At 76.2% G+C, this 26,951-nt stretch carries 24 protein-coding genes; 16 read left to right on the forward strand and 8 right to left on the reverse strand.

The genetic code is table 11. The features are described 5' to 3' along the window. Positions 1–214 precede the first annotated feature (214 nt). The 3 genes from CHB98_RS11165 to CHB98_RS11175 all read left to right on the forward strand — a co-directional run bounded on the left by CHB98_RS11165 (position 215) and on the right by CHB98_RS11175 (position 3,886). Entirely contained in the window at positions 215–2,161 is a 1,947-nt protein-coding gene (locus tag CHB98_RS11165; RefSeq protein WP_245821075.1) for a helix-turn-helix domain-containing protein, read from the forward strand. A 141-nt stretch (positions 2,162–2,302) separates the two neighbouring features. Next, a complete protein-coding gene (locus CHB98_RS11170; RefSeq protein ID WP_089305638.1) occupies positions 2,303–3,046 on the forward strand; it encodes a DUF5995 family protein in 744 nt (247 codons plus the stop codon). Between the two features lie 81 nt (positions 3,047–3,127). Next, positions 3,128–3,886: an SDR family NAD(P)-dependent oxidoreductase gene (locus CHB98_RS11175; RefSeq protein ID WP_089305639.1), complete on the forward strand. Its 759-nt coding sequence runs from the start codon at positions 3,128–3,130 to the stop codon at positions 3,884–3,886. A gap of 80 nt (positions 3,887–3,966) precedes the next feature. Here CHB98_RS11175 and CHB98_RS11180 read toward each other — a convergent pair whose 3' ends face one another. Then, entirely contained in the window at positions 3,967–5,553 is a 1,587-nt protein-coding gene (locus CHB98_RS11180; protein WP_245821076.1) for a helix-turn-helix domain-containing protein, read from the reverse strand. Between the two features lie 107 nt (positions 5,554–5,660). On the opposite strand from CHB98_RS11180, the gene CHB98_RS11185 reads away from it, so the two are divergent. Continuing rightward, complete coding sequence (locus CHB98_RS11185) at positions 5,661–6,407, forward strand: SDR family oxidoreductase (RefSeq protein WP_089305640.1); 747 nt, start codon at positions 5,661–5,663, stop codon at positions 6,405–6,407. Positions 6,408–6,542: 135 nt separating this feature from the next. Beyond that, a complete protein-coding gene (locus tag CHB98_RS11190) occupies positions 6,543–7,430 on the forward strand; it encodes a DMT family transporter (protein ID WP_089305734.1) in 888 nt (295 codons plus the stop codon). A 388-nt stretch (positions 7,431–7,818) separates the two neighbouring features. Here CHB98_RS11190 and CHB98_RS11195 read toward each other — a convergent pair whose 3' ends face one another. The 5 genes from CHB98_RS11195 to CHB98_RS11215 all read right to left on the reverse strand — a co-directional run bounded on the left by CHB98_RS11195 (position 7,819) and on the right by CHB98_RS11215 (position 10,660). Beyond that, positions 7,819–8,694: a universal stress protein gene (locus CHB98_RS11195; RefSeq protein WP_089305641.1), complete on the reverse strand. Its 876-nt coding sequence runs from the start codon at positions 8,692–8,694 to the stop codon at positions 7,819–7,821. A gap of 53 nt (positions 8,695–8,747) precedes the next feature. Beyond that, positions 8,748–9,545, reverse strand: coding sequence for a DUF998 domain-containing protein (locus CHB98_RS11200; protein ID WP_089305642.1), 798 nt, complete (start codon positions 9,543–9,545; stop codon positions 8,748–8,750). Then, the gene (locus CHB98_RS11205) at positions 9,533–9,937 is read right to left on the reverse strand and encodes a hypothetical protein (protein WP_245821077.1); all 405 of its coding nucleotides are present in this window, start codon (positions 9,935–9,937) and stop codon (positions 9,533–9,535) included. Before CHB98_RS11205 ends, CHB98_RS11200 begins: the two co-directional genes overlap by 13 nt. A 92-nt stretch (positions 9,938–10,029) precedes the next feature. Beyond that, complete coding sequence (locus tag CHB98_RS11210) at positions 10,030–10,230, reverse strand: hypothetical protein (RefSeq protein WP_089305643.1); 201 nt, start codon at positions 10,228–10,230, stop codon at positions 10,030–10,032. A gap of 115 nt (positions 10,231–10,345) precedes the next feature. Continuing rightward, positions 10,346–10,660 carry a hypothetical protein gene (locus CHB98_RS11215; RefSeq protein ID WP_245821078.1) on the reverse strand — a complete coding sequence of 105 codons (315 nt, stop codon included), beginning with the start codon at positions 10,658–10,660 and terminating at the stop codon, positions 10,346–10,348. Between the two features lie 212 nt (positions 10,661–10,872). Here CHB98_RS11215 and CHB98_RS11220 point away from each other — a divergent pair, with 212 nt between their 5' ends. After that, positions 10,873–13,296 carry an ExeM/NucH family extracellular endonuclease gene (locus tag CHB98_RS11220; RefSeq protein WP_245821079.1) on the forward strand — a complete coding sequence of 808 codons (2,424 nt, stop codon included), beginning with the start codon at positions 10,873–10,875 and terminating at the stop codon, positions 13,294–13,296. Between the two features lie 44 nt (positions 13,297–13,340). On the opposite strand, the gene malQ is transcribed toward CHB98_RS11220, so the two are convergent. Next, positions 13,341–15,173, reverse strand: coding sequence for a 4-alpha-glucanotransferase (gene malQ / locus CHB98_RS11225; protein ID WP_089305644.1), 1,833 nt, complete (start codon positions 15,171–15,173; stop codon positions 13,341–13,343). Between the two features lie 200 nt (positions 15,174–15,373). On the opposite strand from malQ, the gene CHB98_RS11230 reads away from it, so the two are divergent. Further along, complete coding sequence (locus tag CHB98_RS11230) at positions 15,374–16,363, forward strand: Bug family tripartite tricarboxylate transporter substrate binding protein (RefSeq protein ID WP_089305645.1); 990 nt, start codon at positions 15,374–15,376, stop codon at positions 16,361–16,363. A 7-nt stretch (positions 16,364–16,370) separates the two neighbouring features. On the opposite strand, the gene CHB98_RS11235 is transcribed toward CHB98_RS11230, so the two are convergent. After that, positions 16,371–17,285, reverse strand: coding sequence for a LysR substrate-binding domain-containing protein (locus tag CHB98_RS11235; protein ID WP_089305646.1), 915 nt, complete (start codon positions 17,283–17,285; stop codon positions 16,371–16,373). A 122-nt stretch (positions 17,286–17,407) separates the two neighbouring features. Here CHB98_RS11235 and CHB98_RS11240 point away from each other — a divergent pair, with 122 nt between their 5' ends. From CHB98_RS11240 to CHB98_RS11275, 9 genes are all read left to right on the forward strand, one after another. Next, a complete protein-coding gene (locus CHB98_RS11240) occupies positions 17,408–17,908 on the forward strand; it encodes a tripartite tricarboxylate transporter TctB family protein (protein ID WP_089305647.1) in 501 nt (166 codons plus the stop codon). A 1-nt stretch (position 17,909) separates the two neighbouring features. Continuing rightward, entirely contained in the window at positions 17,910–19,511 is a 1,602-nt protein-coding gene (locus CHB98_RS11245) for a tripartite tricarboxylate transporter permease (protein ID WP_089305648.1), read from the forward strand. Continuing rightward, positions 19,508–20,476: a tripartite tricarboxylate transporter substrate binding protein gene (locus CHB98_RS11250; protein WP_089305649.1), complete on the forward strand. Its 969-nt coding sequence runs from the start codon at positions 19,508–19,510 to the stop codon at positions 20,474–20,476. Before CHB98_RS11245 ends, CHB98_RS11250 begins: the two co-directional genes overlap by 4 nt. Beyond that, positions 20,460–22,154, forward strand: a complete 1,695-nt coding sequence (locus CHB98_RS11255) for a thiamine pyrophosphate-binding protein (RefSeq protein WP_089305650.1) — start codon at positions 20,460–20,462, stop codon at positions 22,152–22,154. Before CHB98_RS11250 ends, CHB98_RS11255 begins: the two co-directional genes overlap by 17 nt. Beyond that, on the forward strand, positions 22,151–22,816 hold the full coding sequence (locus CHB98_RS11260; protein WP_089305651.1) for a 3-oxoacid CoA-transferase subunit A: 666 nt from the start codon (positions 22,151–22,153) through the stop codon (positions 22,814–22,816). Before CHB98_RS11255 ends, CHB98_RS11260 begins: the two co-directional genes overlap by 4 nt. Continuing rightward, positions 22,813–23,484 carry a 3-oxoacid CoA-transferase subunit B gene (locus CHB98_RS11265; protein WP_089305652.1) on the forward strand — a complete coding sequence of 224 codons (672 nt, stop codon included), beginning with the start codon at positions 22,813–22,815 and terminating at the stop codon, positions 23,482–23,484. Before CHB98_RS11260 ends, CHB98_RS11265 begins: the two co-directional genes overlap by 4 nt. A 13-nt stretch (positions 23,485–23,497) precedes the next feature. Further along, on the forward strand, positions 23,498–24,484 hold the full coding sequence (locus CHB98_RS11270) for a tripartite tricarboxylate transporter substrate binding protein (RefSeq protein WP_089305653.1): 987 nt from the start codon (positions 23,498–23,500) through the stop codon (positions 24,482–24,484). 4 nt (positions 24,485–24,488) lie between these two features. Continuing rightward, the gene (locus CHB98_RS21135; protein ID WP_143425069.1) at positions 24,489–25,025 is read left to right on the forward strand and encodes a hypothetical protein; all 537 of its coding nucleotides are present in this window, start codon (positions 24,489–24,491) and stop codon (positions 25,023–25,025) included. A 101-nt stretch (positions 25,026–25,126) separates the two neighbouring features. Then, positions 25,127–26,674 (forward strand): putative bifunctional diguanylate cyclase/phosphodiesterase, encoded by a 1,548-nt coding sequence (locus CHB98_RS11275; protein WP_143425070.1) that lies wholly within the window; start codon positions 25,127–25,129, stop codon positions 26,672–26,674. The last annotated feature ends 277 nt before the right edge of the window (positions 26,675–26,951 follow it).

Below are 26,951 nucleotides of genomic sequence, written 5' to 3' on the forward strand. Positions count from 1 at the left end.
GCCCGGTCCACCCGCTGGAGAGGTCGGACGGCCCCCTCGGCGGGGAACCGGCCTACCATCCACCGGGCGGAGAACGACCGGGTCTCGAACCTATGCGGCGCGTCGCACGCCCAAGTATGGCGGATCTCGCCAAGAATGGGGTGCCGCGTCCGGGCAGTGATGACAGGGTGCCGCCCTCTGGTCGTGGTCGACAGCAACTGAGAAGGTGGATGGCGTGACCCAGGGTGAAGCCTCCCTCGTCGTCCCCACGCTGGGTGAGGGGACGACCCCGTCCTGGGGTCACCTGTCCGCAGCGGAGGCACCGGTGACCGAGAGCCGCGGCGCACGGCCCACCTGGCAGGAGCGCATGGGCCTGACCCTGGCCGAGGCGCTGCGCCTGCCCGGCCTGGCCGGGACGGAGGTGGTGGCCGGCAGTGGCGGCCTGGACCGCGTCGTCCGCTACGTGGTCGTCGACGACCCCGCCGACCCCCTGGCGGTCGCGGGCCCGGACGTCCTCGTCGTCCTCGGCGGGCGGCTGCCCCCGGCCGACCCGGCCAACTACCGCGCCCTCGTCGAGCGGCTGGAGTCCATGGGCACCGCGGCGCTGGCCCACCGCCAGGCCGAGGGGCCCTCGCCGGTGCCCGCCGACGTGCTCGCCGAGGCCGACCGCCGCGGGCTGCCGGTGCTGGTCCTGCCGGCCACCGTGCGGATGGGTGAGGTGGTCTCCGAGGTGCTCGGCGCCGTCGTCGACCGGCAGAGCGAGGCGCTGGCGCTCTCCAACCGCATGCACGACCAGTTCATCGACGTCGCCCTCAGCGGCGGCGGGCTGGCCGAGGTCACCGCGCAGCTGGCGGTGTCGCTCGACGGGGTCGCCGTCCTGGGCCTGGGACCGGACCGGGAGATCGTCACCAGCGCCGGCCCGCCTGCCGACGTCGCGGAGATCAGCGACTGGCTGTGGCTGCTGGACGCCGAGGCCGAGGACGAGATGGCCATGATGGCGCCGTCCCGGCGGCTGTCGGGCCTGCGGGCCGACCAGGCCGTGGTCACCCCGGCCGACGTGCTCGCCGACGCCGACCTGTCCCCGGCCGACGGCATCCTGCTCGTCCCCGGCCACCACGAGCTGCCCGGCGGGGTGGGGGAGTACGCGGTCGCCCCGGTCATGGCCGGCGACCAGCGGCACGGCTGGCTGGTCGCCGTCCACCGGCGCGGGCCGATGCTGGTCGGCGCCGGCGCGGTGCTGGAGCGGGCCGCGGTGGTCTCGGCGCTGTCGGTCATCCGCCAGCAGGCCGTGCACTCGGTGGAGCTGCGCTTCCAGGGCGACCTGGTGCGCCGGCTGGTCGCCGGGGCGCTGCGGCACACCGAGCGGGCGCTGGCCCAGACCCGGTCCTTCGGCTGGCGGCTGGACGGGCCGGTCGCCGTCCTGGTGACCGCCACGGAGACCGCCGCCGACCCGCAGGCCGACCCCACCCGTGCCCTCGACGTCCTCGACCGGCTGGCCGACGGCTGGCGGGCGGCCCTGGAGGCCGAGGTGTCCGGCGCCGCGGTGGCCGGGCTGTCCACCGAGATCGTCACCCTGCTGCCCCTGGACGGGCGGACGCCGGAGGAGATCACCTCGCTGGTGACCGCGGTGACCGGGCGGGTGAACGCGCGGGTGCGCCGCGTCGGGCGGGTGCTGGGCACCGGCATCGGGCGGCCGGCCGGCGCCCTGTCCGCGCTCGGCGAGGCCCACCAGCAGGCGTCCCGGGCCCTCGGCGTCGGCCAGGAGATCCACGGGACGCAGGCGGTCACCCACTTCGACCAGCTCGGCGTCTTCCGGCTGCTGTCGCTCATCCCGGACAGCACCGAGCTGCGCACCTACGTCGACGAGGTGCTGGGCACCCTCGCCGACGCCGCCGACCCCGACTCCGCGGACCTCCGCGAGACCCTGCGGGTGCTGCTGGAGACCAACCTCAACGTCGCGGAGTCCGCCCGGCGGCTGCACTTCCACTACAACACGATGCGCTACCGGATCGGCAAGCTGGAGCGGCTGCTCGGGCCCTTCACCACCGACCCGACCCTGCGGCTGAACCTGCTGCTGGCGCTGCACGCGGCCCGGATGCGCGGCCTGGACCAGCCGCACCGCCCGCCGGTGGACGCCGGGACGCCGCTGCCCCCGGACGACGGCCTCGACGCGCTGGTGTGAGGGCCGCACCGAGGACGGCTCCGAGCTGCAGATCCCAGCCCGGCGGCTGTGGGCGGTGTCGGGGGAGCTGACCGGCATGCCCGCCGTGGTCCCCGCGCCCGGAGGTGCGACCCGCTGAGCGGTCCGGGCACCATGCCGGGCATGGGTTCGGACGTCGCCAAGCTGGTGGCCCGCATGGAGGAGGGGCTGGCCGGCCTGGAGGCCGACGGCGACCCCGCCCGCTTCTTCCACGGCGTGTACCTGCGCACCACCGTGGCGGTCGGTGCGGCGATCGACGCGGGTGCCTTCGAGGACCCGGCGTGGGTCGAGGAGTGGGACGTCGACTTCGCCGACCTCTACCTCGACGCGCTCGCCGCCCACCGGCGCGACCCGGCGTCGGCGCCCCGGCCGTGGCAGCTGGCCCTCGGCGCGCGGGCGGACCTCCCACCGGAGGCGCACGTGCTGCTCGGCATGAACGCGCACATCAACTACGACCTGCCGCAGTCCCTGGTCCGGGTGATCCCGCCCGCCGAGTTCGACGACCCGGCGGCGTGGGACCTGCGCCGCCGCGACCACGAGCGGATCGACCGGGTGCTCGCCTCCCGGGTCGCCGCCGAGGACGCCGAGCTGCACCGCGCCGGGGGCCGGCGCACCCGGCTGGACCGGGCCCTGGCCCCGGTCAACCGCGCCGCCAGCCGGGCGTTCCTGCGCGAGTCCCGGCGCAAGGTGTGGGCCAACGCCGGGCAGCTGGACGCCGCCCGCCGGCGCGGGCCGGAGGCCCACGCGCGCCGGCTGGCCGACCTGGAGGCGGCCGCGGCGGCCCGGGTCGACGACCTGCTGCGCGGCGGGCCGGTGCTGGTGCGGCTGGCCGTGCGCGGCTTCGGCGTCCTGCTGCCCCCGGCCTGAGCCCCCGCGCTGCCGGGGACCCCGCCGTCGGCCAGGCTGGGGGCGGCGGCCGCACCGGGTGGCCGCGCGAGGAGGAACCGCATGACCGAGGTCGCCCGTCCGCTGTCCGGGAAGGTCGCGCTGGTCACCGGCGCGTCGTCGGGGATCGGGGAGGCGACCGCCGTCGCCCTGGCCGAGGCCGGCGCCGCCGTCGCGATCGGCGCCCGCCGCCGCGACCGGCTCGACGCCCTGTCCGCGAAGCTGCGGGACGCCGGCGCCGGGGTGCTGGCGCTGGACCTCGACGTCACCGACGAGGCGGCCTGCCGCGACGCGGTCGCCCGGACCCGCCAGGAGCTCGGGGGTCTCGACGTCCTGGTCAACAACGCCGGGGTGATGCTGCTCGGCACGGTCGTCGGCGCCGACACCGAGGACTGGCGGCGGATGGTGTCCACCAACGTCCTCGGCCTGATGTACATGACCCACGCGGCGATCGACGGGATGGTCGAGCAGGGGTCCGGCGACGTGGTGAACGTCTCCAGCGTCGCCGGGCGCACCGCCCGCAGGGGCGCCGGGGTCTACAACGCCAGCAAGTGGGCGGTGAACGCGTTCAGCGAGTCGCTGCGCCAGGAGGTGACGACGGCGGGCGTGCGGGTCTCGCTGGTCGAGCCGGGCGCGGTGGCCACCGAGCTGACCGACCACATCACCCAGCCCGAGGCCAAGGCCGCCATCCGGGAGACGGTGGCCGGCATGCGCCCGCTGCAGGCCGAGGACATCGCCCGGGCGGTGCTCTACGTGGTCAGCCAGCCGCCGCACGTCGCGGTCAACGAGGTGCTGGTGCGCCCCACCGACCAGGAGCGCTGAACGGGAACGCGCTGGAACGGCCCTCCTGCAGGGGCCCGCCCCGAGCGACAGCGAGGGGTGGGGGGCAGGAGGGCCGTTCTTCAGTCGTGGAAGACCTCGATCCGGGCGCCCATCTCCACCAGCCGCTCGTAGAGCTGCTCGTAGCCGCGGGCGATGATGTCGACGTTGCGCAGCACAGACGTGCCCTTGGCCGCGAGCATCGCCAGCAGGATGCACACCGCGGGGCGCAGCGCCGGCGGGCAGACGACCTCGGCGCTGGACCAGTGCGTCGGGCCGCTCACCAGCACCCGGTGCGGGTCCAGCAGCCGGACGTCGGCGCCCAGCCGGGTGAGGTCGGACAGGTGGATGGCCCGGTTGTCGTACACCCAGTCGTGGATCAGCGTCGAGCCGGTGGCCGCGGCCGCGATGACGGCGAAGAACGGCAGGTTGTCGATGTTCAGGCCCGGGAACGGCATCGGGTGGACCTTGTCGATCGGCGCCTTGAGCCGGGACGGGGAGATCGTGACGTCGACCAGCCGGGTGTGCCCGTTGTCGGCCAGGTACTCCGGGGACAGCGTGTAGCGCAGCCCCATCTCGGCGAGGGTGGCCAGCTCGATCTCCAGGAACTCGATCGGCGCGCGGCACACGGTCAGCTCGGAGTCGGTGACGATGCCGGCGGTCAGCAGGCTCATCGCCTCGACCGGGTCCTCGCTGATCGTGTAGTCGACGTCGGCCTCGATGACCGGCCGGCCGCGCACGACGAGGGTGGTGGTGCCCAGCCCCTCCACGCCGACGCCGAGCAGCTGCAGGTACAGGCAGAGGTCCTGGACCATGTAGTTGGAGCTGGCGTTGCGGATGGTCGTCGTCCCGTCGGTGCGCGCCGCGGCCAGCAGCGCGTTCTCGGTGACGGTGTCGCCCCGCTCGGTCAGCACGATGGTGCGGTCGGCGGTGCCCGGCGTGGTGACCGCGGCGTGGTAACGCCCGCCGCGGGCCTCCACCTCCAGCCCGAAGGGCCGCAGCGCGATCATGTGCGGCTCGACCGTGCGGGTGCCCAGGTCGCAGCCGCCGGCGTAGGGCAGGTCGAACACCGGGGCCCGGTGCAGCAGCGGGCCGAGGAACATGATGATGCTGCGGGTGCGGCGGGCGGCGTCGGCGTCGATGCCGGCCAGGTCGAGCTCGTCGGGGACGACGAGGGTGAGGTCGCGGCCGGCGTCGTCCCAGGTGGCGGAGACGCCGATGGAGCGCAGCACGTCGAGGATCCGGTCCACCTCGACGATGCGGGCCACGTTGCGCAGCGTCGTCCGGCCGCGGTTGAGCAGCGCGGCGCAGAGCAGCGCGACCGCGGCGTTCTTCGAGGACTTGACGACGACGCTGCCGCGCAGCGGGGTGCCGCCGGTGACCCGCAGGTGGGTGGGCCCGGCCGGGCCGACGCTGAACAGCTCGCGCTCCAGCGCCTCGGACAGCCGGCCGAGCAGCTCCAGGGTGAGGTTCTGCCCGCCCTGCTCGATGCGGGCGACCGCGCTCTGGCTGGTGCCCAGCCGCTCGGCCAGCTGCTGCTGGGTCAGCCCGCGGTGCCGGCGGGCGTCGCGGACGAGCATCCCGATGCGGTGCATGGCGCTGGGGGTGCCGCTGCCGGCGTCCGGCGCGGGGGCCTCGGTGGTGGGGGAGGGCGGAGAGGTGGCCGTCACGGGCCGACACCGTATCTCGCATGTGAGATGCCCCGGCACCCGCCACTCCGCGACGGACCGGTCCGGCATGCCGTGCCGGGGCGGCCCGGCCGGACCAGACTGCGGGCATGGACGTGCTCGTGACGGGTGGGACCGGGCGGCTGGGACGGCGGGTGGCCGAGCAGCTGCAGGGCGGCGGCCACCGGGTGCGGCAGATGTCGCGGCGGGGGACCGGCCCGGGCGGGGTCCGCGGCGACCTGGCGACCGGCCGCGACCTGTTCCCCGCAGTGGCCGGGGCGGAGGTGGTCGTGCACGCGGCCAGCGACCCGCGCGGCGACCCCTGGCAGGCCGACGTCGCCGGCACCCGGCGGCTGGTGCAGGCGGTCGACCGGGACCGGCTGCGGCACCTGGTCTACGTGTCGATCGTCGGCGTCGACCGCATCCCCTACGGCTACTACCACGCCAAGTTCGCCGCCGAGCAGGTGCTCCTGGCCTCCGGGCTGCCGGTGACCCTGCTGCGCATCACCCAGTTCCACGACCTCCTCGACGAGCTGCTGGCCACCGCCCGGCGCGGCCCGGTGCTGCCGGTGCCGATGGGCTGGCGGGTGCAGCCGGTCGACGTCGCCGAGGCCGCCGCGCACACCGCCCAGATCGCGGCCGGTCCACCCGCCGGCGACGTCGTGGAGTACGGCGGGCCGCAGGAGCTCACCGCCGCGGACGCCGCGCGGGCCTGGGCGGCCGCCCGCGAGCCGGGCACCCGGGTGGTGGCCACCCCGGTGCCGGGCCGGCTGTCGGCGGCGGTCCGCGACGGCGCCGCGCTGCCCACCCGGGGGGCCCGCGGGACGCGGACCTACGCCGAGCACCTGCGCACCTGAAGGAGGACCCCCTGCCCCCACCGCTCGCAGGCTCGCGACGGGACCCTGCAGGGGGCCGCTGCCGGGATCCGCGGCGGGGAGGACGACGTCCGGGAGCCGCCGGTGACCGGCCGGGGACCGACCTACGGTCGCGGTGTGCGCCCCTCCGCCCTCCCCGTGCTCGCCGCCGTCGCCTTCACCGTGCTGGCCTGGGCCTCGGCGTTCGTCGCGATCCGGGCGGTGGGCGCCGACCTGTCCCCGGGCGCGCTGGCCCTCGGCCGGCTGCTGGTGGGTACCGCGGTGCTCGCCGTGCTCGTGGCCGGGGCCCGGCGGCCGTGGGTGGCGCCCACCCGCCGCGAGTGGGCGCTGCTCGCCGTCTGCGGGGTGGGCTGGTTCGGCGTCTACAACGTGGCGCTCAACGCGGCCGAGCGGTACCTGGACGCCGGGACGACGGCGATGCTGGTCAACGTCGGCCCCGTCCTCATCGCCGTCCTCGCCGGGTTCTGGCTCGGCGAGGGGTTCCCGCGGTGGCTGGTCGCCGGTCTCGCGGTCGCCTTCGGCGGGGTGCTGCTCATCGGCCTGGCCACCCGCGGGGCCGGCACCGACGTCGTGGGCGTGCTGCTCTGCCTGGCCGCCGCCGTCACCTACGCCGTCGGCGTCGTGGCGCAGAAGCCGGTGCTGCGCCGCCTGCCGCCGCTGCAGGTCACCGCCGTCGCGTGCGCGGTCGGTGCGCTGTGCTGCCTGCCCTGGGCCGGGGCGCTGGTGAGCGAGCTGGGCGCGGCGCCGTCCGCGTCGGTCGCCGGCCTGCTCTACCTCGGCGTGGTGCCGACCGCGCTGGCGTTCAGCACCTGGGCCTACTCGCTGGCGCGGACCGACGCCGGCCGGCTGGGCGTCACCACCCACCTCGTCCCGCCGCTGGTCGTGCTGCTGGGCTGGCTGGTGCTCGGCGAGGTGCCCCCGGCCCTCGCCGTCCTCGGCGGCGTGGTCTGCCTGGGCGGCGTCGCGCTGTCCCGCCGGCGCGAGCGGGTGGCCGCCCCGGCCTGAGCACCGTCAGGTGTCCTCACCACGCGGTGCGCTCACCACGGGGTGCGCTCACCACATGGTGGAGGAAGGTGACGGGCGGACCCTCCGGCACGCGGGGCGGGGTGGGCGGCCGTGCTGGACGCGGTGGTCGACCACGTCCGGCAGGCCGGCTGGGCGGCGACCTCCCTGCCTCGGCCCGTCGCCGGAGGACGCCGCCGGGACGGCGACGTGGCCCTGCGGGTGGGTGCGCGGGCTGCAGCCGGACCTGCTCGAGCCCGGTGACCGCGCCCGCGTCGACGCCGCCCTCGCGGCCGCGCTCGAGCTGCGCCGCCGCGCCCGGGCGGCGCCGTGACGCCGCCGGCGCCCGGCCCCCGCGGTCCGGTGCCCTGAGCCCGGACCGGGCCGCGGCTCAGCCCGCGCGGGACGGGACGACCAGCACCGGGCGGTGCGCGCAGTGCAGCAGCGCGCGGGCCACGTGCCCGACGAGGGCCTCCCGGGCGCCGCCGCGGCCCCGGCTGCCGACGACGAGGACCGCCGCGCGGCGGCGGGTGGCCTCGTCGGCCAGCGTGGTCGCGGTCGCCCGCGGCCGGCCGGCCCGCCCGGTGCACGGGACGGTGACCGACTCGGTGCCCTCGACGGCGGAGGGGGCGGGGGAGACGCCCGGCTCCTCGACGGCGAGCAGCAGCCGCCTCCGGTGCGGGAACAGCTCGGTGGCCGCGGCGAGCGCCCGCTGGGCCGGCGGCGAGCCGTCGGTGCCGACGACCACCGGCCCGGACTCCGCGGCGGCCCACTCGAGGGTGGTCATCGGGTACGGGACGACGAGCACCGGCACCGGGCTGGCAGGGACCACCAGCTCGGACACGCTGCCGATCGAGGCCCGCATGCCGCCGAGGCCCCGGGAGCCGACGACGACGAGGTCGGCGTCGAGCTCCTCGGCGGTGCGGGCGAACTGGTAGCCGTCGCCGCCGAAGGTGCGCTTGACCAGCGGCTCGGCCTCCCACCCGCCGGCGCGGGCCAGCTTGGCGCCGTTGCCGGTCAGGCGCTCGGCCTCCGCGCGGCCCTCGCTCTCGATGAGCCGGCCGAGGGCCTCGGGGTTCGCGGCGCGGTCGAAGACGCGGTGCCGCAGCTCGGGGGAGGTGAACGGGGGTTCCCACAGGTGCAGGATCGTCGCGGTGACCGAGGGCAGGAGCGTGGCGGCCGCCTCGATCGCGTTCACCGAGCTGGGTGAACCGTCGTAGCCGACCAGGACGCGCAGCCTCCGGGCACCGGAGTCGGGTGCGGTCATGGCGGCATCGTCCTCCGCCGACGCGCGTCCCGGGAGGGGCTCGCGCCCGGCTCTCAGCCGCGGCGGCGGCTGCGCGCCCAGGGGTCCTCGGGGTCGAAGTCGTCGTCCGGGTCGGCCGGCCCGGCCTGCGGCTGGGCGGCCCGGGGCGCGGCGGCGGCCTCCAGGGCGGCGTCCCGCTCGCGGTCGCGTTCGGCCCGCTCGGCGCGCTCCCGGGCGCGCAGCTCGCGCCGGGACGGCCCCCGCCGGGCCTGCGGGCGCCGGGTCAGCCACCACAGCCCCGCGCCGGCGACCGCCAGCCCGACCGGGATCGGGTACGCCGCGGCCCGCTCGGTCCCGCCCTCGCCCAGCAGCGAGGTGACCGCCAGGGCGAAGAAGACGGTCATCGCCGTGCTCAGCAGGCCGAGCAGCGCCAGCACCGTGCCGAGGGCCTCCGAGCGCGGGCGGAGGGCGTAGGCCATGGCCAGCAGGGCCAGCCCGCCGCCGACCAGGTGCAGCCCGGCGCCGGCCTGGTGCAGGTCCTCCTGCCCGTCGAGGGGGAAGAGGCCGACGAGGACCACCCCGACCGCGGCGGCGGTGAGGAAGGCGGAGGCCAGCCGCCCGCCGCGGCCGGCCAGCGCCGGGCGGAGCAGGACCGCACCCGCGCCGATGAGCAGCCCCTGGACGACGAACGAGGCGTTCATGAGCACCGGCGCCGCGGCGTCGGAGGCGCCGAGCTCGCTGATGACGTCGTCGGCGCGGTCGTGCGTGCCGCCGCTGTACCGCTGCGCGACGGTCTCGACGACGAAGAACTGCAGGGTCAGCAGCCAGGCGACCGTGCCCCAGCGGAGGCGGGTGGGTGTCACGCCCGCCATGGTCCCAGCGCGCCGGCGGGCAGGTGCGCGAGGACGGCGGCGTACTGGTCCCCGGTGAGCCAGGAGGGGTTGCTGCCGGCGGGCATGCGCAGCACCTCGGCGTCCCGGGCGGCGGGGTCGGCCAGCAGGTCGGCGCGGGCGACGGGGGAGGGCAGCCGGGTCAGCCGCACGGTGAGCGCGGGGCCGCCGGCACCCTCCCCGGCCTCGCCGGTCACCTCACCCAGCGCGTGCACGCCGGGCTCGGTGCGGCCGCTGACCCACAGCAGGCAGGGCTGGCCGGGCCGCACCAGCGCCAGCCGGTAGGACCGCCGGACGCAGCGATCGAGCTCCCGCGCGCCACCGGCCGGCCAGGTGGGGTCGATCAGCTCCGGCGGGCGGGTCGACTTGAGCACCCAGCAGGCGACGTCCCCCGGCGACGTGAGGGAACGGCCACCCTTCAGGGTCCCGCGCCGAGCGCGCGGGGTGTGGGGGGGAAGGGTGGTCCTCAATCGGTGGCGGGGTGCGGGTCGGCGCCCGCGGGGTCGGCGTCGTCGGAGTCGACCAGCTGCCGCTCCTGCTCGGTGCGGTGCTGCAGCGCCTCGTCGTTGGGCCGGGCGTACCCGCCGCCGTGCTCCTGACGGTCGCGGGGCGCGGACTCGGTGGGGTCGATGACGTCGTCGAGGTCCGGGCGGTCGGGCTCGCTCACGGGGGTCTCCGCTCGGTCGGGGGGTGCCTCGGTCAGGGGTGCCTCGGTCAGGGGTGCCTCGGTCAGGGGTGCCTCGGTCGGGCCATAGCCACCCGGCGGCGGTGCTAACCGGCGGTCAGCGCTGTTCGAGGAGGGCGGCGGGCACCCACGCCTCGACGAGCACCACGTCCCCCGGCCCGGCGACGGCGTAGGACACCCGGCCGTGCCAGCCGCCGTCCTCGTCCTGCCGCCACTCCACGAGCAGGCCGGGCCACACGCCGGGTGCTCCGGGCGGGTCGTGCACCCAGCAGTGCCGGCCGCGGCTGCCGACCCGGCGCTGATCCGTGGCGGGCGGCGGCGCGGACGGCGGGTCCGGCGGGCCCACGCCCGACCGTGCGGCGCGCTCGCCCAGCGAGCGACCGGACCGCCCGGGGACCATGCCGCCAGCCACCGGCAGAGTGTCGCACGGGTCGAACGCGTGTTCGACCTGGGTCGCGTGCCCGCCCGGCGGCCGCACCCCCGACTGTGGTCACGGAGGGTTGACCGCCTGTCACGCCGGGTACAAGAGCGGTGTCATCGAATGGTCACCGTCTATCACCGGGCTGGTCACACGACGCCATGGCGTCCGGACGTCCCCACCGCTCATCCCGGAGGTCCCCACTCGTGTTCTCCCCCTCAGGCCGCCCGGGTCTGCCCGCCGCGCGGGCCGCCGTCGGCCTCACCGCCGCCTCCCTGGCGGTGGTCGGCCTGCCGGCGGTCGCCGCGGCCGCCCCGGCGACGCCCTACATCTCCGAGGTCCACTACGACGACGCCGGCGACGACACCGGCGAGTTCGTCGAGGTCACCCTCCCGCCCGGCACGAGCTCCGAGGGGCTCGCCGTGGTGCGCCACGACGGCAACGGCTCGCTCCCCTACGAGACGCCGGCCGCCCCGGCGCTGCCCGTCGTCACCGCCCCGGCCGACGCGCCGGCGGCGGTGGTCGTCGACCACCCCGCGGACGGGCTGCAGAACGGCGCACCGGACGGGCTGGCGCTGGTGCGCGGCACGGAGGTCCTCGAGTTCCTGTCGTACGAGGGCGGGATCACCGCGGCCGGTGGTCCTGCGCAGGGGCTGACCAGCACCGACATCGGCGCCTCGGAGGACGGTGTCCCGGAGGGGCAGTCGCTGTCCCGGGCCTTCGCGTCGGCCGAGGACCCGGTCGGCGCGTGGGCCCTCGGGCCGAGCAGCGCGGGCGCCGTCGACAGCGGCGGGACGACCCTGCCGTCGGACCCGGAGCCGGAGGGCACCTGCGAGGTCGCGCCGACCCACGAGATCGGCGCCGTCCAGGGCACGGGTGCCACCACGCCGCTGACCGGCGAGGAGGTCACCGTCCGCGGCGTCGTCGTCGGCGACGTCCCGGGCTTCTCGGGCTTCCACCTCCAGGACCCCGACGGCGACGGCGCGGCCGACACCTCCGACGGCGTCTTCGTGTTCAGCCCGGTCGCCGTCGACCTCGGCGACACCGTCGCCGTCACCGGCCAGGCCACCGAGTTCGGCGGCCAGACGCAGGTCACCAGCCGCGAGGACGTCGCCGTCTGCGCGGACGGCACGGCGGAGGACCTCCCCGACGCCGCCGCGCTGGACCTGCCGGCCGACGACGCCACCCGCGAGCGGCTCGAGGGCATGCTCGTCGAGCCGGCCGACGCCCTGACGGTCAGCGAGGTCTTCGACCTGACCTCCTCCGGCGAGCTGACCCTCTCCGAGGGCGGCCTGCTGGTGCAGCCGACCGAGCTGGCCCGCCCGGGCACGCCGGAGGCCGCCCGGGTGGTGGAGGAGAACGCGCTGCGGCGCATCACCCTCGACGACGGCCGGAGCGCCCGGGTGTCGGTGACGACCCGGCCGTACCTCTCGCCCACCACGCCCGTGCGGGTCGGCGACGAGCTGACGTCCACCGAGCCGCTCGTGCTCGGGTACGGCTTCTCCGCCTGGCGGCTGCAGCCGGCCGACGGCACCGCCGAGGGCGTGTTCGCCCCGCAGGACACCCGCCCGGCCGCGCCGGACGAGGTCGGCGGCGACGTGCAGGTCGGCGCGTTCAACGTGCTCAACTACTTCCTCACCCGGGGCGCGCCCGGCCGCGGCGCCCGCACCGACGCCGAGTTCGAGGAGCAGGCCGGCAAGATCGTGCCCGCGATCCAGGGCCTGGGCGCCGACGTCGTCACCCTGATGGAGATCGAGGACACCGACTCCACCGGGCTCACGCCGGGCAACGCCGACACCGCGCTGGCCGACCTGGTGCGCCGGCTGAACGCCGGCCCGGGGCCCGACGTGTGGAGCTCCGTGCCGCTGCCCGACGAGCTCTACGCCGTCGACCGGGACGTGATCCGCAACGCGGTGGTCTACCGCAACGACGTCGTCCAGCCGGTCGGCGACCCGGTCGGCCTGGTCGACGAGGAGGCCTTCGACAACGCCCGCGAGCCGCAGGCGCAGACGTTCACCAAGGACGGCGACGCGTTCACCGTCATCGCCAACCACCTCAAGTCCAAGAGCCCGGGCAACCCCCCGCCGCCCGCCGGCGACCCGAACGCCGACACCGGCGACGGGCAGGGCGCCTTCAACGCCGACCGGGTCGCCCAGGCGCGGTCGCTCGCGGCCTTCGCCGAGGGCCTGCGCGGGACCGAGCCCGACGTGGTGGTCATGGGCGACCTCAACGCCTACACCCGGGAGGACTCGATCGAGGTGCTCCGTGAGGCCGGCTACACCGACCTCGGCGAGCTGCTCGACCCGGGCCGCTACAGCTACGTCTTCAACGACGTGTCCGGCTCGCTGGACCACGCGATGGCCACGGCCGAGCTGACCGCGAAGGTCACCGACCTGGTGCACTGGAACACCAACTCGGTCGAATCGCGGGCCTACCAGTACGACGGCGACCCGGCCCTGTACGCGCCGACCCCGTACCGCTCCAGCGACCACGACCCGATCGTGTTCGGCATCGACCTGGCGGAGCGCTGCGACGGCCTGGTGCCGACCCTCGTGGGCACCCCGGGCGACGACGTGCTGCGCGGCGGCAACGGCGCCGGCACGACCGAGCAGGAGGGCCCCGCCTCCTGAGCGAGGACCCCTGCCCTCCGACGGCGTCCGGTGGTGGCGGTGCCTCAGCCGCCCCGGACGCCGTCGGCGAGGGTCCGGGCCACCTGCTGCACCAGCGGGTGGCCCGCCAGGTCCTCCACGGGCACCGGCAGCGGCAGCGACCAGTTGGGCCGGTCGGTGGTGCCGGGCATGTTCGGCCGGCGGCGCTCGCCGACGGCGTCCTCCAGGGTGGCCGACAGCAGCAGGGACGGCGCCCGGGCCAGCAGCTCGTGGGCGTGCCGGACGGCGGCCTCCGGCTCGGCGTCCGCGGGCAGCCCGGGCACCTTCTCCAGCAGCTGGCCGCGGCCGCGCTCGAGCTCCTCGTCGGTCCCGGTACCGTGCTCCCGCTGCTCCTCCAGGTCCGCGCCGGTCCACAGCCCGGCCACCGTGGGCAGGTCGTGGGTGGTGATGGCGGCCATCGCCGTCTCCGGCCACGCGGCGGGGTCGTCGTCCTCGAACCACAGCAGCCGGTAGCTGAGGATGCCGTGCTCGGCCATCGCCTCGCGGACGCCGTCCTCGACGGTGCCCAGGTCCTCGCCGACGACGACGGCCTGCGCCCGGGCGCTCTCCAGCGCGACGATGTCGAGCAGGTCCTCGGCCGGGTAGCGCACGTAGGCGCCGTCGGCCGGGCTCTCGCCGGCCGGCACCCACCACAGCCGGAACAGGCCCATGACGTGGTCGATGCGCAGGCCCCCGGCGCCGGCCATGGTGGCCCGGATGGACTCGACGAACGGCGCGTAGTCCGCGGCGCGCAGCTGCCACGGCACCAGCGGCGGGGAGCCCCAGTCCTGGCCCTGCGAGTTGAACGCGTCCGGCGGCGCGCCGACGGTGGCGCCCTGCGCCAGCACGTCCTGCCACGTCCAGGCGTCGGCGCCGCCGCCGGCGACGCCGATGGGCAGGTCCTGGATGACGGTCATGCCCTCGGTGGCGCGCTCCAGCTGCCGGCTCAGGCACCACTGCAGCCAGGCGTGGAACGCCACGTCGCGCTCGTGCTCCGCGGCGAAGGCGGCGACGGCGTCGCCCTGCGGGTCGCGCAGCTCGGCGGGCCAGGTGTGCCAGTCCGGGCCGTGCACGTCGGCCAGCGCGCACCAGGTGGCCCAGTCCTGCAGCGGCTGGCCCTGGTGCCACCACCAGTCCGGGAAGGCCGGGTCGTGGTCGCCGGTGGCGTCGAAGACCCGCCGCAGCACCTCGCGCTTGCGCGCCCAGATGGCGTCCCGGTCGACCAGGCCGCCCTCGGACAGGGACCGGCCGGCGTCCGACCCGAGGTCGACCGCGCCCGCGCCGGGCACCTCCTCGACCCGCAGGTAGACCGGGTTGCGGAAGCGGCGGGTGGCCGGCAGGTAGGGGCTGGCCTCCTGCTGCGGTGTGGGCGCGACGGCGTGCAGGGGGTTGATGAGGACGAATCCGGCGCCCTGGCCGGCGGCCATCTCGCGGACGGCGCGCAGGTCGGCGAGGTCGCCGACCCCCCAGCTGCCGCGGCTCCGGGCGGCGTAGAGCTGCACCGCCCAGCCCCAGGCGCGCTCGGCGGGCAGCCAGCAGCGGCCGGGGGAGACGATGAGCCGGCGGCGGGGGCCGCCGGGCGCCTGCAGCCAGTGGTAGCCGAGCGGGAAGTCGTCGGGGAGCTCGCCGTCCACGTGCCGGGACGAGCCGTCCTCGCAGGTGACCTCCGCCTCGTCGACCTCCAGCGCGTCACCGGGGCGGGCGACGATCGGGGCGCGGTCCTCGAGGTCGGCCGGCGGGGTGCCGATCACCTCGCGCAGGCGGTCGATGGTGGCCTGCTCGACCCGGTGTTCCTCGTCGAGGGCGTCGAGCCAGGTGGCGTCGATGCCCCACTCGTCGGTGCTGGGGGTGCTCGTCACGCCCCGATACTCCCCACCCCACCCGCCCCCCACACGGCAGGCCGGACGTGGTGCCGCTCTCGCTCGGCCGGTCCGCGTGCCGGTGGTCACAGGTCCGTGACGGTTCCGGTCCCGGGATGACATCCGCCGGGCCGGGCACCAGGCTCCGCAGGGCGGCGCCCGCCGCCGTCCCCCGCACGCGCGCACCCGTGGAGGCCCGCATGAGATCCCCCCGCCCGACCCTGCCCGTCCTCGTCGCGGCGACCGCCGTCCTGCTCACCGGCTGCGTGGCCGAGGAGCCCGAGGAGGGGGGCGCGGCCGCCGAGCAGTACCCGACCGAGGACATCACCCTGTACGTGCCCTACGCGCCCGGCGGCCCGACCGACCTGGCCGCGCGCACCGTCGGTGACTGCCTGGCCGCCGACCTCGGCGTGACCGTGGTCGCCGAGAACCGGGAGGGCGCCTCGGGCGCGCTCGGCATGCAGGCGATGATCCAGGGCGGCAACGACGGCTACAGCCTGTCGCTGATCGCCGTCCCGGCCTCGGCGACCAACCCGCTGCAGGGGGAGGACGTCGGCTACACCAACGAGGACTACGTGCCGATCGCCGCGGTCACCGAGATCCCCTCCGTGCTCGCGGTCGGGCAGGGGTCGCGGTTCCCCGACGCCCGGGCGCTGTTCGCCGAGGCCGAGCAGACCGCCGGCCAGGTGGACGTCGGCGTGCCGGGCGCGACGACGTCGCAGGCGATGGAGCTGCGCCGGCTGGCGGAGGAGTACGGCGTCGAGCTGTCCCTCGTGCCGTTCACCGGCAACGCCGAGATGACCACCGCGCTGCTCGGCGGCAACGTCGACGCGGTGTTCATCAACGCCTCCCGCGACGTGCTGCAGAACATCGAGACCGGCCAGTTCGTGCCGCTGGCGATCAGCCCCGAGGAGCGCGTCGACTACCTGCCCGACGTGCCGACGCTGGCCGAGCTCGGCTACCCCGAGCTCACCAACAGCGTGTCGGTCTTCGGCCTGGCCGCCCCGGCCGGCACGCCCGACCCGGTGCTGCAGACCCTCGAGGACGGCGTGTCGGCCTGCCTGGAGAAGCCGGAGGTGATCGAGACGCTGGGCGACCAGTACGTCCCCGACGAGTTCATCGGCCGGGATGCCTTCCAGGCGCGCATCGACGAGATCGTCGAGGTCTACGGCCCCCTGCTGCAGGAGTAGCCGCCGGTCAGGTCCTGCCCGGCCCCGGCCCGGGGCCGGGCAGGACCTCCTCGGCGGTGGCCAGGAACCCGGCGAGCACCGGCGAGGGGTCGCCCTGCCGCCAGGCCAGCGCGATCGGCACCCGCACGTCCACCCCGCCGGCGATCGGCCGGAAGACCACGCCCTCGATCTGCAGGGTCTCCGCCGACGCCGGCATCAGCGCCACGCCCACCGCGGCGCCGACGAGCGCGACCACGGTGTGCGTGTCCGGCGCCTCCTGCACCACCCGCGGCGTGAAGCCGGCCGAGAAGCAGGCGTGTACCGCGGCGTCGCGCAGCGCCGACCCCTGCATGGAGACGTAGCTGACGAAGGGGTCGTCGCACAGGTCGGCCAGGTCGACCTCGGGCGCGCCGGCCAGCGGGTGGTCCTGGGGCAGCACCGCCATCAGCGACTCGTTGAGGATCACCCGGCTGGCCAGCGGGCCGGCGGGCACCGGGGCGCGCAGGAAGCCCACGTCGATCTCGGCGTCGATCAGGGCGCTGACCTGCGCGGCGCTGAACACCGACGGCCGCAGCTCCAGCCGCACCTGCGGGTAGCGCCGCCGGTAGGCCCGCGCCATCCGGGGCAGCAGCCGCCAGGTGATGACGCCGGTGACCCCGACGCGCAGCTCCCCGCGCTCGCCGCGCTCGGTCACCAGCACCGCCTCGCGGGCCCGCTCGGCCTCGCGCAGCACCCGGTGGGCGTGCTCGAGGAACACCGCGCCGGCGCTGGTGAGCCGCACCTGCCGGGTGGTCCGCTCCAGCAGCACCGCGCCGACGTCGGACTCCAGCTGCTTGACCTGCTGGCTCAGGGCCGGCTGGGCGACGTGCAGCCGGCGGGCCGCCCGGCCGAAGTGCAGCTCCTCGGCGACGGCGGTGAAGGCGCGCAGGTGCCGCAGCTCCACGAGCCCTCCATCCATGCGCCAGATGCATCAACGCTGCCTTGATTCGTTATTGGACCATGCACAATGCCGCCCTCTAGTGTCGGGCGTCACACCCGCCCTGCCCGTGACCCGACGAGGAGCCCATGTCCACGTCCACGCCAGCACCGGCGCCGGCACGGCCCCCCCGGCCGGTCCGCTCCCAGCTGCGCCGGGTCGCCCCGCTGCTGCTCCTGGCGCTGGGGGTGGGGGCCCTGCTCACGGCCCGGGGCATGGGGCTCGGTGAGCTCACCGCGCCCGGCCCGGGCCTGTGGCCGGCCATCGTGGCCGCGCTGCTGACCGGCACCGCCGCCGCGCTGCTGTTCCTCGACCCGGCCGAGGACTACGAGTCCTGGACGGTCGGGACGGCGCGGATCGTCGCGGGCCTGGCCGGCCTGGCACTGTTCGTCGTCCTGTTCGACACCATCGGCTTCGTCGTCCCGGCGGCCCTGCTGCTGTTCGCCTGGCTGCGCTGGCTGGCCGGCGAGTCGTGGCGGATGGCCCTCGTGCTGGCCGTCGCCGGGGCGCTCGTCCTGCACCTGGTGTTCGTCGTCGCCCTCGGCGTGCCGTTCCCAGCCGGCCCGGTCGACCAGCTGCTGGGCGGCTGAGGTGGGCATCACCGACGGCATCCTCCAGGGCTTCTCCGTCGCCCTGGACCCGGTCAACCTGCTCTACGTCTTCGCCGGCGTGCTCATCGGCACCGTCATCGGCGTGCTGCCCGGGCTCGGCCCGACCGCCACGATCGCGCTGCTGCTGCCGCTGACCTACTCCATCGAGCCGGCGACGGCGGTCATCCTGCTCGCCGGCATCTACTACGGCTCGATGTACGGCGGCACGATCACCTCGGTGCTGCTGCGGCTGCCCGGCGAGGCCGCCTCGGTGGTCACCACCTTCGACGGCTACCAGATGGCCAAGCAGGGCCGCGCCGGGCCGGCCCTGGGCATCGCCGCGGTCGGCTCGTTCGTCGGCGGCACCCTGTCGGTGGTCGGCCTGGCCCTGCTGGCGCCGCCGCTGGCCGACCTCGCGGTCTCCTTCGGCCCGCCGGAGTACGTCGCGCTGACCGCACTGGGCATCCTGCTGGTCACCTACCTGGGCAGCGGCACCCCGCTGAAGAGCCTGGCCATGGCCGCCGTCGGCCTGCTGCTGGCCACCGTGGGGCAGGACCCGATCACCGGCACCACCCGGTTCACCTTCGGCTCGGTGCAGCTCTTCGACGGCGTCGACTTCGTCGCGGTCGCGATGGGCCTGTTCGGGGTGGGGGAGATCCTGCACAGCCTGGAGCGGACCGAGAAGGTCCAGGCGGTCACCCAGCGGATCAAGAACATCTGGCCCAGCCGCCAGGACTTCCGCGACTCCTCGGGGGCCATCGCCCGCGGCTCGGTGCTCGGCTTCGTCATCGGCGTGCTGCCCGGCGGGGGCGGGGTGATCTCCTCGCTGGCCTCCTACGCGCTGGAGAAGCGCCGCGCCAAGGACCCCACCCGGTTCGGCAAGGGCGCCATCGAGGGCGTCGCCGGGCCCGAGACGGCGAACAACGCCTCCTCCACCTCGGCGTTCATCCCGCTGCTGACCCTCGGCATCCCGGCCAACGTGGTCCTGGCGCTGATCTTCGGCGCGCTGCTGGTGCAGGGGATCACCCCCGGGCCGCAGCTGATCAGCGAGGAGCCGGAGATCTTCTGGGGCGTCATCGCCTCGATGGTCGTCGGCAACCTGATGCTGCTGGCCCTGAACATCCCGCTGGTCGGGGTCTTCGTGCAGCTGCTGCGGGTGCGGGCGGGCATCCTCGCCGCCTTCGCCCTGCTGGTGACCATGGCCGGCGTCTTCTCGATCAACAACGACTCGTTCGACATGTGGGTCGTGCTGGTCTTCGGCCTGGTCGGCTGGCTGATGAAGAAGACCGGCTTCGAGCCCGGCCCGCTGGTCCTCGCCTTCGTGCTGGGCGAGATCATGGAGCGGGCGTTCCGCCAGTCGATGCTGATCTCCGGCGGCAGCCTGGACGTCTTCGTCACCCGCCCGCTGTCCGGCGGCCTGTTCGCCGTCATGGCGCTGGTCGTCGTCGTCAGCCTGGTCACCGCCCGCCGCCGGCGCGCCGCCTTCCGGCACGTCGACCCCGAGGGCGAGAGCGACCCCGCCACCGACCCCGCCACCGAGCCGGCCCCCGAGCCGCGCCGCACCGCCGACACCGACGTCCCCTCTGCACCCGGAGAACGATGAGACCCCTGCGCCCCCTCGCCGCCCTGCTGGTCACCGCCGCCGCCCTCACCGGGTGCGCGCAGGACAGCGCCACCGTCGCTGCTGCCGACTACCCCTCGGAGGAGGTCCGGCTGATCGTGCCCTACGCCGCCGGGGGGCCGACCGACATCGCGGCGCGGGCGCTCGGCGCGCACCTGGAGGGGGAGCTGGGCCAGCCGGTCGTGGTGGAGAACCTGCCCGGGGCCTCGGGTGCCACCGCCTACGTCGAGCTCATCTCGGCGCAGCCCGACGGCCACACGCTGTCGATGACCGCCCTGCCGACCGCGGTGCTCAACTACCTGACCAACGACGTCGGCTACACGGCTGCGGATCTCGCGCCGGTCGGCGTGGTCACCCAGGTGCCCTCGGGCATCGTCGTCCCGGCCGACTCGCCGTACCCGGACCTGGAGGCGCTGTTCGCGGCGGCCCGCACGGACCCGCAGGCGGTCAGCGTCGGGACGCCGGGCGCCACGAACACGCACGCCGCGGAGACCCGGCGGATCACCGAGCTCTACGACGTGCCGCTGACCGTGGTGCCCTTCGACGGCAACGCGGAGGTGCAGACGGCGCTGCTCGGCGGCAACGTCACCGCCGGGTTCATGAACCTCTCGCAGGACGTGCTGCCGGCCGTCGAGGACGGGCAGCTGCGGGTGCTCGCCGTCGGCACGGAGGAGCCGCTGGACTACGTCGACGCGCCCACGTTCGTCGAGGCGGGCTACCCGGAGCTGACCCAGAGCACCACCACCTTCGGGCTGATCGCCCCCGCGGGCACGCCGGAGGAGGTCCTCACGACCCTCGAGGACGCCCTGCGCAGCGCCGCGGAGGACGCCGCGGTCGTCGAGGCCCTCGACGCCCGGTACGTGCCGGAGGAGTTCCTCGGCAGCGCGGAGTTGGCCGACCTGTTCACCGAGACGGAGGAGACCTTCCGCGATGTCGTCGGCGACTGAGGCCCCGCGGACCGACGCGGGCGCCCGCCCGGCCACGGGCGCGGACGCCCTCGTCGCCGCGTGGCGGGACCTGGGCGTGCACACGGTCTTCGGCCTGCCCGGGGTGCACAACCTCGCCGTCTGGGAGGCCGCCGCGGCCGCCGGCCTGCGGGTCGTGGGGGTCCGGCACGAGCAGGCCGCCGTGTACGCCGCCGACGGCTACGCCCGCGCCACCGGCCGGCTGGGCGTCGCGGTGGTCACCACCGGCCCGGGGGCGGCCAACACGCTGGGCGCCACCGGCGAGGCGATGGCCTCCGGCGCACCGGTGCTCGTCGTCGCCACCGACATCCCGTCGACGCTGCGCCGCCCCGGGGTGTACCGCGGCGTCCTGCACGAGACCCGCGACCAGGCGGCGATGTTCGCGCCGGTCACCAAGACCACCGTGGTGACCGCGGCGGCCGCGGACCTGTACGCCGACACCGTGCGCGCCGGCGCGGCCGCCCTGCGCCCGGCCACCGGCCCGGTCTACCTGGGCGTCCCCACGGACCTGCTGAGCGCCGCGGCCGGCGCCCCGGAGCGGGCCGCGGTCCCCCCGCAGGTGCCGGACGGGCGCCCGGACGCCGGCGAGCTGGCCCGCGCCCGGGAGCTGCTGGCGGCGGCCCGCCGCCCGCTGGTGTGGGCCGGCGGCGGGGCGCTGCGCGCCGGCGCCGGGGAGCTCGTCGGCGAGCTCGCCCTCCGGCTGGCGGCCCCCGTGGTGACCACCTTCGGTGGCCGCGGGCTGCTGCCCCCGGACCACCCCTGCCTGGTGCCGGGGCCGCCGCACGTGCCCGCCGTCGGCCGGCTGTGGGACGAGGCGGACCTGGTGGTGTCCCTGGGCAGCGACCTGGACGGGACCAACACGCAGAACTGGGCGATGCCGCGGCCGCCGGCCCTGCTCGCGGTCACCGTCGACCCCGCCGGCGCGGCCGAGAACTACCCGGCCGACGTCACCGTCGCCGGGGACGTGTCCGCCGTGCTGCCCGCCCTGCTCGACGGCCTGCCGCAGCGCGACGGGCAGCCGGCGCTGCGCGGCACCCTCGACCGGGTGGCCGCCGAGGTGCGCGAGGTGGTGCGCACCGACGAGCCGCAGGCCGCGGGCCTGCTGGACGCGCTGGAGGCGGTGGCCGACCGCACCGGGGTGCTGCTCGCCGACATGTGCATCGCCGGCTACTGGGCGGCCGGCTTCGCCCGGCTGCCCGGGCCCCGCCGGCTGGCCTTCCCGCTGGGCTGGGGGACCCTCGGCTATGCCTTCCCGGCCGCCATCGGCGCCGCGCTGGCCGGCCGGGGCCGCGCGCTGGTCCTCATCGGGGACGGCGGCTTCCTGTTCGCCTGCGGCGAGCTGGCCACCCTCGCCCAGGAGCAGTTGCCGGTCACCACCGTGATCGTCGACGACGGCGGCTACGGGATGCTCCGCTTCGACCAGGTGCAGGCCGGCGTCCCGACCCGCGGCGTCGACCTGGCCACCCCGGACTTCGCCGCCCTGGCCGCCTCCTTCGGCGTGCCCGCCCGGTCGGTGGACGGCTTCGGGCCGGAGTTCGCCGCGGCGCTGGACGCGAGCCTGGACGCCACCGGCCCGGACGTGCTGGTGGTCCGCGCCGCGCTCGCCCCGCCGCCGTCCACCTCGCCCCGCTGGTACCGGCGCCGGCAGGCCGCCCCGTGATCGACAAGCGGGTGGCCACCCTGGCCGACGCCGTCGCCGGGGTCGCCGACGGGTCCACCGTGCTGGTCGGGGGCTTCGGCAACTCCGGTGTCCCGGTGGAGCTGGTGCACGCCCTGCTGGAGCAGGGCGCCGGGGACCTCACCGTGGTCACCAACAACGCCGGCAGCGGCGAGAGCGACGTCGCGGCGCTGATCCGCGAGCGGCGGGTGCGCAAGATCATCTGCTCCTACCCGCGCTCGGCCGGCTCGGTCTGGTTCGAGAAGTTCTGGCGCGCCGGGGAGATCGAGCTGGAGCTGGTCCCACAGGGCACCCTCAGCGAGCGGATGCGCGCGGCCGGGGCGGGCCTGGGTGGCTTCTTCACCCCGACCGGGGCGGACTCGCTGCTCGCCGAGGGCAAGGAGGTGCGCGTCCTCGACGGCCGCCGCCAGGTGTTCGAGCGCCCGCTGCCCGCCGACGTGGCGCTGGTCAAGGCCGACCGGGCCGACCGCTGGGGCAACCTGGTCTACCGCACCGCGGCCCGCAACTTCGGCCCGACGATGGCCACCGCGGCGGCGCTGACCGTGGTGCAGGTCCGCGAGTTCGTCGAGCTCGGTGCGCTGGACCCCGAGGCGGTCGTGACGCCGGGCATCTTCGTCGACCGCGTCGTGCAGGTGGCGCCGTGACGGCGCCGCGGCTGTCGGCGGTCGACGTGGCCCGCCGGGTGGCCCGCGACATCCCCGACGGCTCCTACGTCAACCTGGGGATCGGGCTGCCCACCCTGGTGGCCGACGTGGTCGGGCCGGACAAGGAGATCGTCTACCACAGCGAGAACGGCGTCCTCGGGATGGGACCGGCCCCGGCCCCCGGCGAGGAGGACCCGGAGCTGATCAACGCCGGCAAGCAGCCGGTGACCCTGCTGCCCGGCGGGGCGTTCTGCCACCACACCGACGCGTTCGTGATGATGCGCGGGGGGCACATCGACGTGTCCGTCCTCGGCGCCTTCCAGGTGGCCGAGAACGGCGACCTGGCCAACTGGGCCACCGACGAGGCGGCCCTCCCGCCGGCCGTGGGCGGGGCGATGGACCTCGCCGTCGGCGCCCGGCAGGTCCTCGTCGTGACCACCCACACCACCCGCGACGGCCGGCCGAAGCTGCTGCCCCGCTGCACCTACCCGCTCACCGCCGCGGCCGTCGTCGACCGGGTCTACACCGACCTCGCCGTCCTCGACGTGTCCCCCGGGGGGTTCGTCGTCCGGGAGGTCGCCCCCGGCGTCACCCCCGAGGCGCTGCAGGCGGTCACCGGTGCCCGGCTGACCTTCGCTCCCGACCTGACCGTCGTCCGGCCCGACTGACCTGGAGGCACCGATGCCCCGTCCCGCCCGCGCCCTCGCCGTCCTGACCGCGCTCGGCCTGCTCACCGCCTGCGCCGACCAGGGTGGTGGGGACGGCGGGACCGCCGCGGCCCCGGCCGACTACCCCACCGAGGAGATCCGGCTGCTCGTGCCCTACGCCGCGGGCGGCCCGACCGACCTGACCGCCCGCGCCTACGGCGCCTCCCTGGAGGAGCAGCTCGGCCAGACCGTGGTCGTGGAGAACCTGCCCGGCGGGTCGGGGGCCATCGCCACCCAGGAGCTCATCGCCGCCGAGCCCGACGGGTACACCCTGTCCCTGGTGACCGCCGGGACGCTGGTGCTCACCCCGCTGGCCAACGAGGTCGGCTACTCGAAGGACGACGTCACGCCGATCGGCGTCATGTCCGAGGTGCCGTCGGTGCTCGCGGTCGGCGCGGACTCCGAGTACGCCACGGTCGCCGACTTCGTGGCCGCCGCGGAGCAGCAGCCGGGCGTGCTCACCGTCGGCGTGCCGGGCGCCTCCACCCCGCAGGGCATCGAGCTGCAGCGGCTGGCGGGGGAGTACGGCGTCGAGGTCACCGCGGTGCCGTTCGACGGCAACGCGGAGATGACGACGGCGCTGCTCGGCGGCAACGTCGACGCCGTCCTCATCAACGCCTCCTCCGACGTCACCGAGAACATCGACGCGGGGCAGTTCCGGCCGCTGGCGGTGTCCACGGAGGAGCGGCTGCCCTGGCTGCCGGACACGCCCACGCTGGCCGAGTCCGGGTTCCCCGAGCTCACCCTGTCCGGTTCCACCTTCGGTCTGGCCGGCCCCGCGGGCCTGCCCGAGGAGGTGGTCACCGTGCTGGAGGACGCGCTGCGCACCGCGCACGACGACCCGGCCGTCGTCGAGCAGGTGGGCGAGGAGTACGTCACCGGGGAGTTCCGCGGCGCCGGCGAGCTGCAGGAGGTCCTGGACCGCACCCAGGAGGTGTACGAGCCGCTGCTCGGCGGCTGAGCCGGTGCCCGGCCGGCTGGTCCACCCGCCGCTGGTCGGGCCGGCGGTGCTGCAGCCGCTGGCGGCGGAGCTGCACCGGCGGGGGCACACCGTCGCCGTCCCGGACCTGCGGGCGGCCGTCGCGACGGCGGCCGGCTGGCCCGGGCGGTGGGTCGGGGCCGCGGCGGCGGCCGGCCCGGCGGAGGTGGTCGCCGGGTTCTCCGGGGCCGGGCTCACGCTGCCCGCCGTCGCGGTCGCGGTCAGCGCCCGCCGGGTGGTGTGGGTGGACGCCGTCCTGCCCACCGGGACGTGGCCGGACGAGCGCGTGCGGGCGGCCGTGCTGGCCGAGGGCCACCGGCTGCCGGCCGACCTCTACGACGTCGCCGTGCCGGTGCCGGACCGGTGGCCCGACCACGGCGCCCGGTACGTGCACCTCTCGCCGGCCTACGACGCCGCGGCCGCGGCCGCGCGGGCCCGCGGGTGGACCGTCGTCGGCGACGGCACCGGGCAGCACCTGGACGTGGCCACCGACCCGCGGCGGGTGGCGGACCTGCTCGGCTGAGCGCGCTCACCCCTGCGGGTGGCGCCGGCGCGGTGCGGCTCAAGCCGCCGGCAGGGCCCGCCGAGACCGTCGGGGACGCACTCCCCGACGGAAGGCCACCCGTGGACGACGCACCGGCACCGACGGCGGCCCTGCGGCTGCGGGTCGTGGTCCTGTCCGGGCTGTCCGCCGCGGCGCTGACCGTCGCGCACGTGGCCGTCGGGTGGGCGCCGGCCGGGCGCCAGGTGCTGCTACACCTGCTGCTCAGCGGCACCGCGGCCGCCGTCGCCGCCGCGTGTGCCGCCCGCCGGGTGCGGCGCACCGAGGCCGACCTCACCACGCTGGCCTTCTCCGACGTGCTCACCGGGCTGGCCAACCGGGCGCTGTTCACCGACCGGCTGGAGCTCGCGCTGCGCCGCACCGCGCGCAGTGGCGGCGAGGTGGCGGTCGTCTTCCTCGACCTCGACGGCTTCAAGGCCGTCAACGACAGCCTGGGCCACGCCTCCGGGGACCGGCTCATCCGCGAGGTGGGCGGCCTGCTGCAGTCCGCCGTCCGCACCGAGGACACCCTCGCCCGCCTCGGGGGCGACGAGTTCGCGATCCTCGTGGAGCGCTCCCCGGGCGTGGAGGAGGCCGTCGGCATCGCCGAGCGCGTCCTCGCCGCGCTGACCGTGCCGGTCGACCTGGGCGGCCACCGGGTCAGCGTCTCGGCGAGCATCGGCATCGCCACCGGCGACGTCGCGGCCACGGCGTCCTCGCTGCTGCGCGACGCCGACGCCGCCATGTACTGGGCCAAGGGCGCCGGCCGCGGCCGGTACGTGGTGTTCAACCCGCAGATGCGCTCGGCCGCCGCGGAGCGCCGGCAGATGGAGGCCGACCTGTGGGCGGCGCTGGCCGCCGACCAGTTCCGGCTGGTCTACCAGCCGGTGGTCGACCTGGGCAGCGAGCGGGTCACCGGCTTCGAGGCGCTGCTGCGCTGGCACCACCCGGTCCTCGGTGTCGTCCTGCCGGAGCGGTTCCTGCCGGTCGCGGAGGAGATCGGGCTGGTCCCGGACATCGGCCGCTGGGTCATCGCCCGCGCGTGCGCGGCCGCGGCCGCCTGGCGCCGGGACCACACCGCGGCGGCCGGCCTGTCGATGGCGGTCAACGTGTCGCCGTCCCAGCTGGGGTCACCGGGGCTGCTCGACGACGTCCGGACGGCGCTGGCCGCCAGCGGGCTGCCGCCGTCGGCGCTGGTCCTGGAGCTGACCGAGTCGGTGCTGGTGCGCGACCCGGCCCTGGCCGCCGAGCGGCTGCACGAGCTGCGCAGCCTGGGCGTGCGGGTGGCCCTCGACGACTTCGGCACCGGCTACTCGTCGCTGTCGCACCTGCGCCAGTTCGCCGTCGACATCCTCAAGATCGACCGGTCGTTCGTCAGCACCATCGGCGACGCCGAGGCGATGCCGGCCATCCTGCGCGGGCTCATCGACCTCGGGCACACCCTCGACCTGGAGATCGTCGCCGAGGGCATCGAGCAGGAGCGCGAGCGCAGCCGGCTGCGCGACGGGCGGGTCGCACTGGCGCAGGGCTACCTGTTCGCCGCGCCGCTGGAGCACACCGACGCCGAGCTGCTGCTGCTCGACGGCGCCGACACGCCCGCCGAGGGCACGGGCACCGTCACCCCCGCGTGAGCCCGCCGCGGGCTCGCGGCGGGATCCTGCAGGCGGCCGCCGTGATCATGCGGCTGTCGCTCGCGGTCGCGGCGTGTCCGCGCGTGTCGCCTGCACCGAGCCCGTGACCGACTCGTGGCCGGTCCGGCGTCCTCCCGCGTCCGCGCTGGTCAGGGGCGAGAGAGTGTCAGACCCCCCGCCTACGTTGTGGGCGTGTTCCCGGGGTGGTGGTTTCGGTGTCGGCCTGACGGTGGCCGACCTGACGCTGCCGCCCGCCTGCCCGCCACCGACGGCGGCG

Origin of the sequence: Geodermatophilus pulveris, from assembly GCF_900188375.1 — a bacterium.
GTDB lineage: Bacteria > Actinomycetota > Actinomycetes > Mycobacteriales > Geodermatophilaceae > Geodermatophilus > Geodermatophilus pulveris.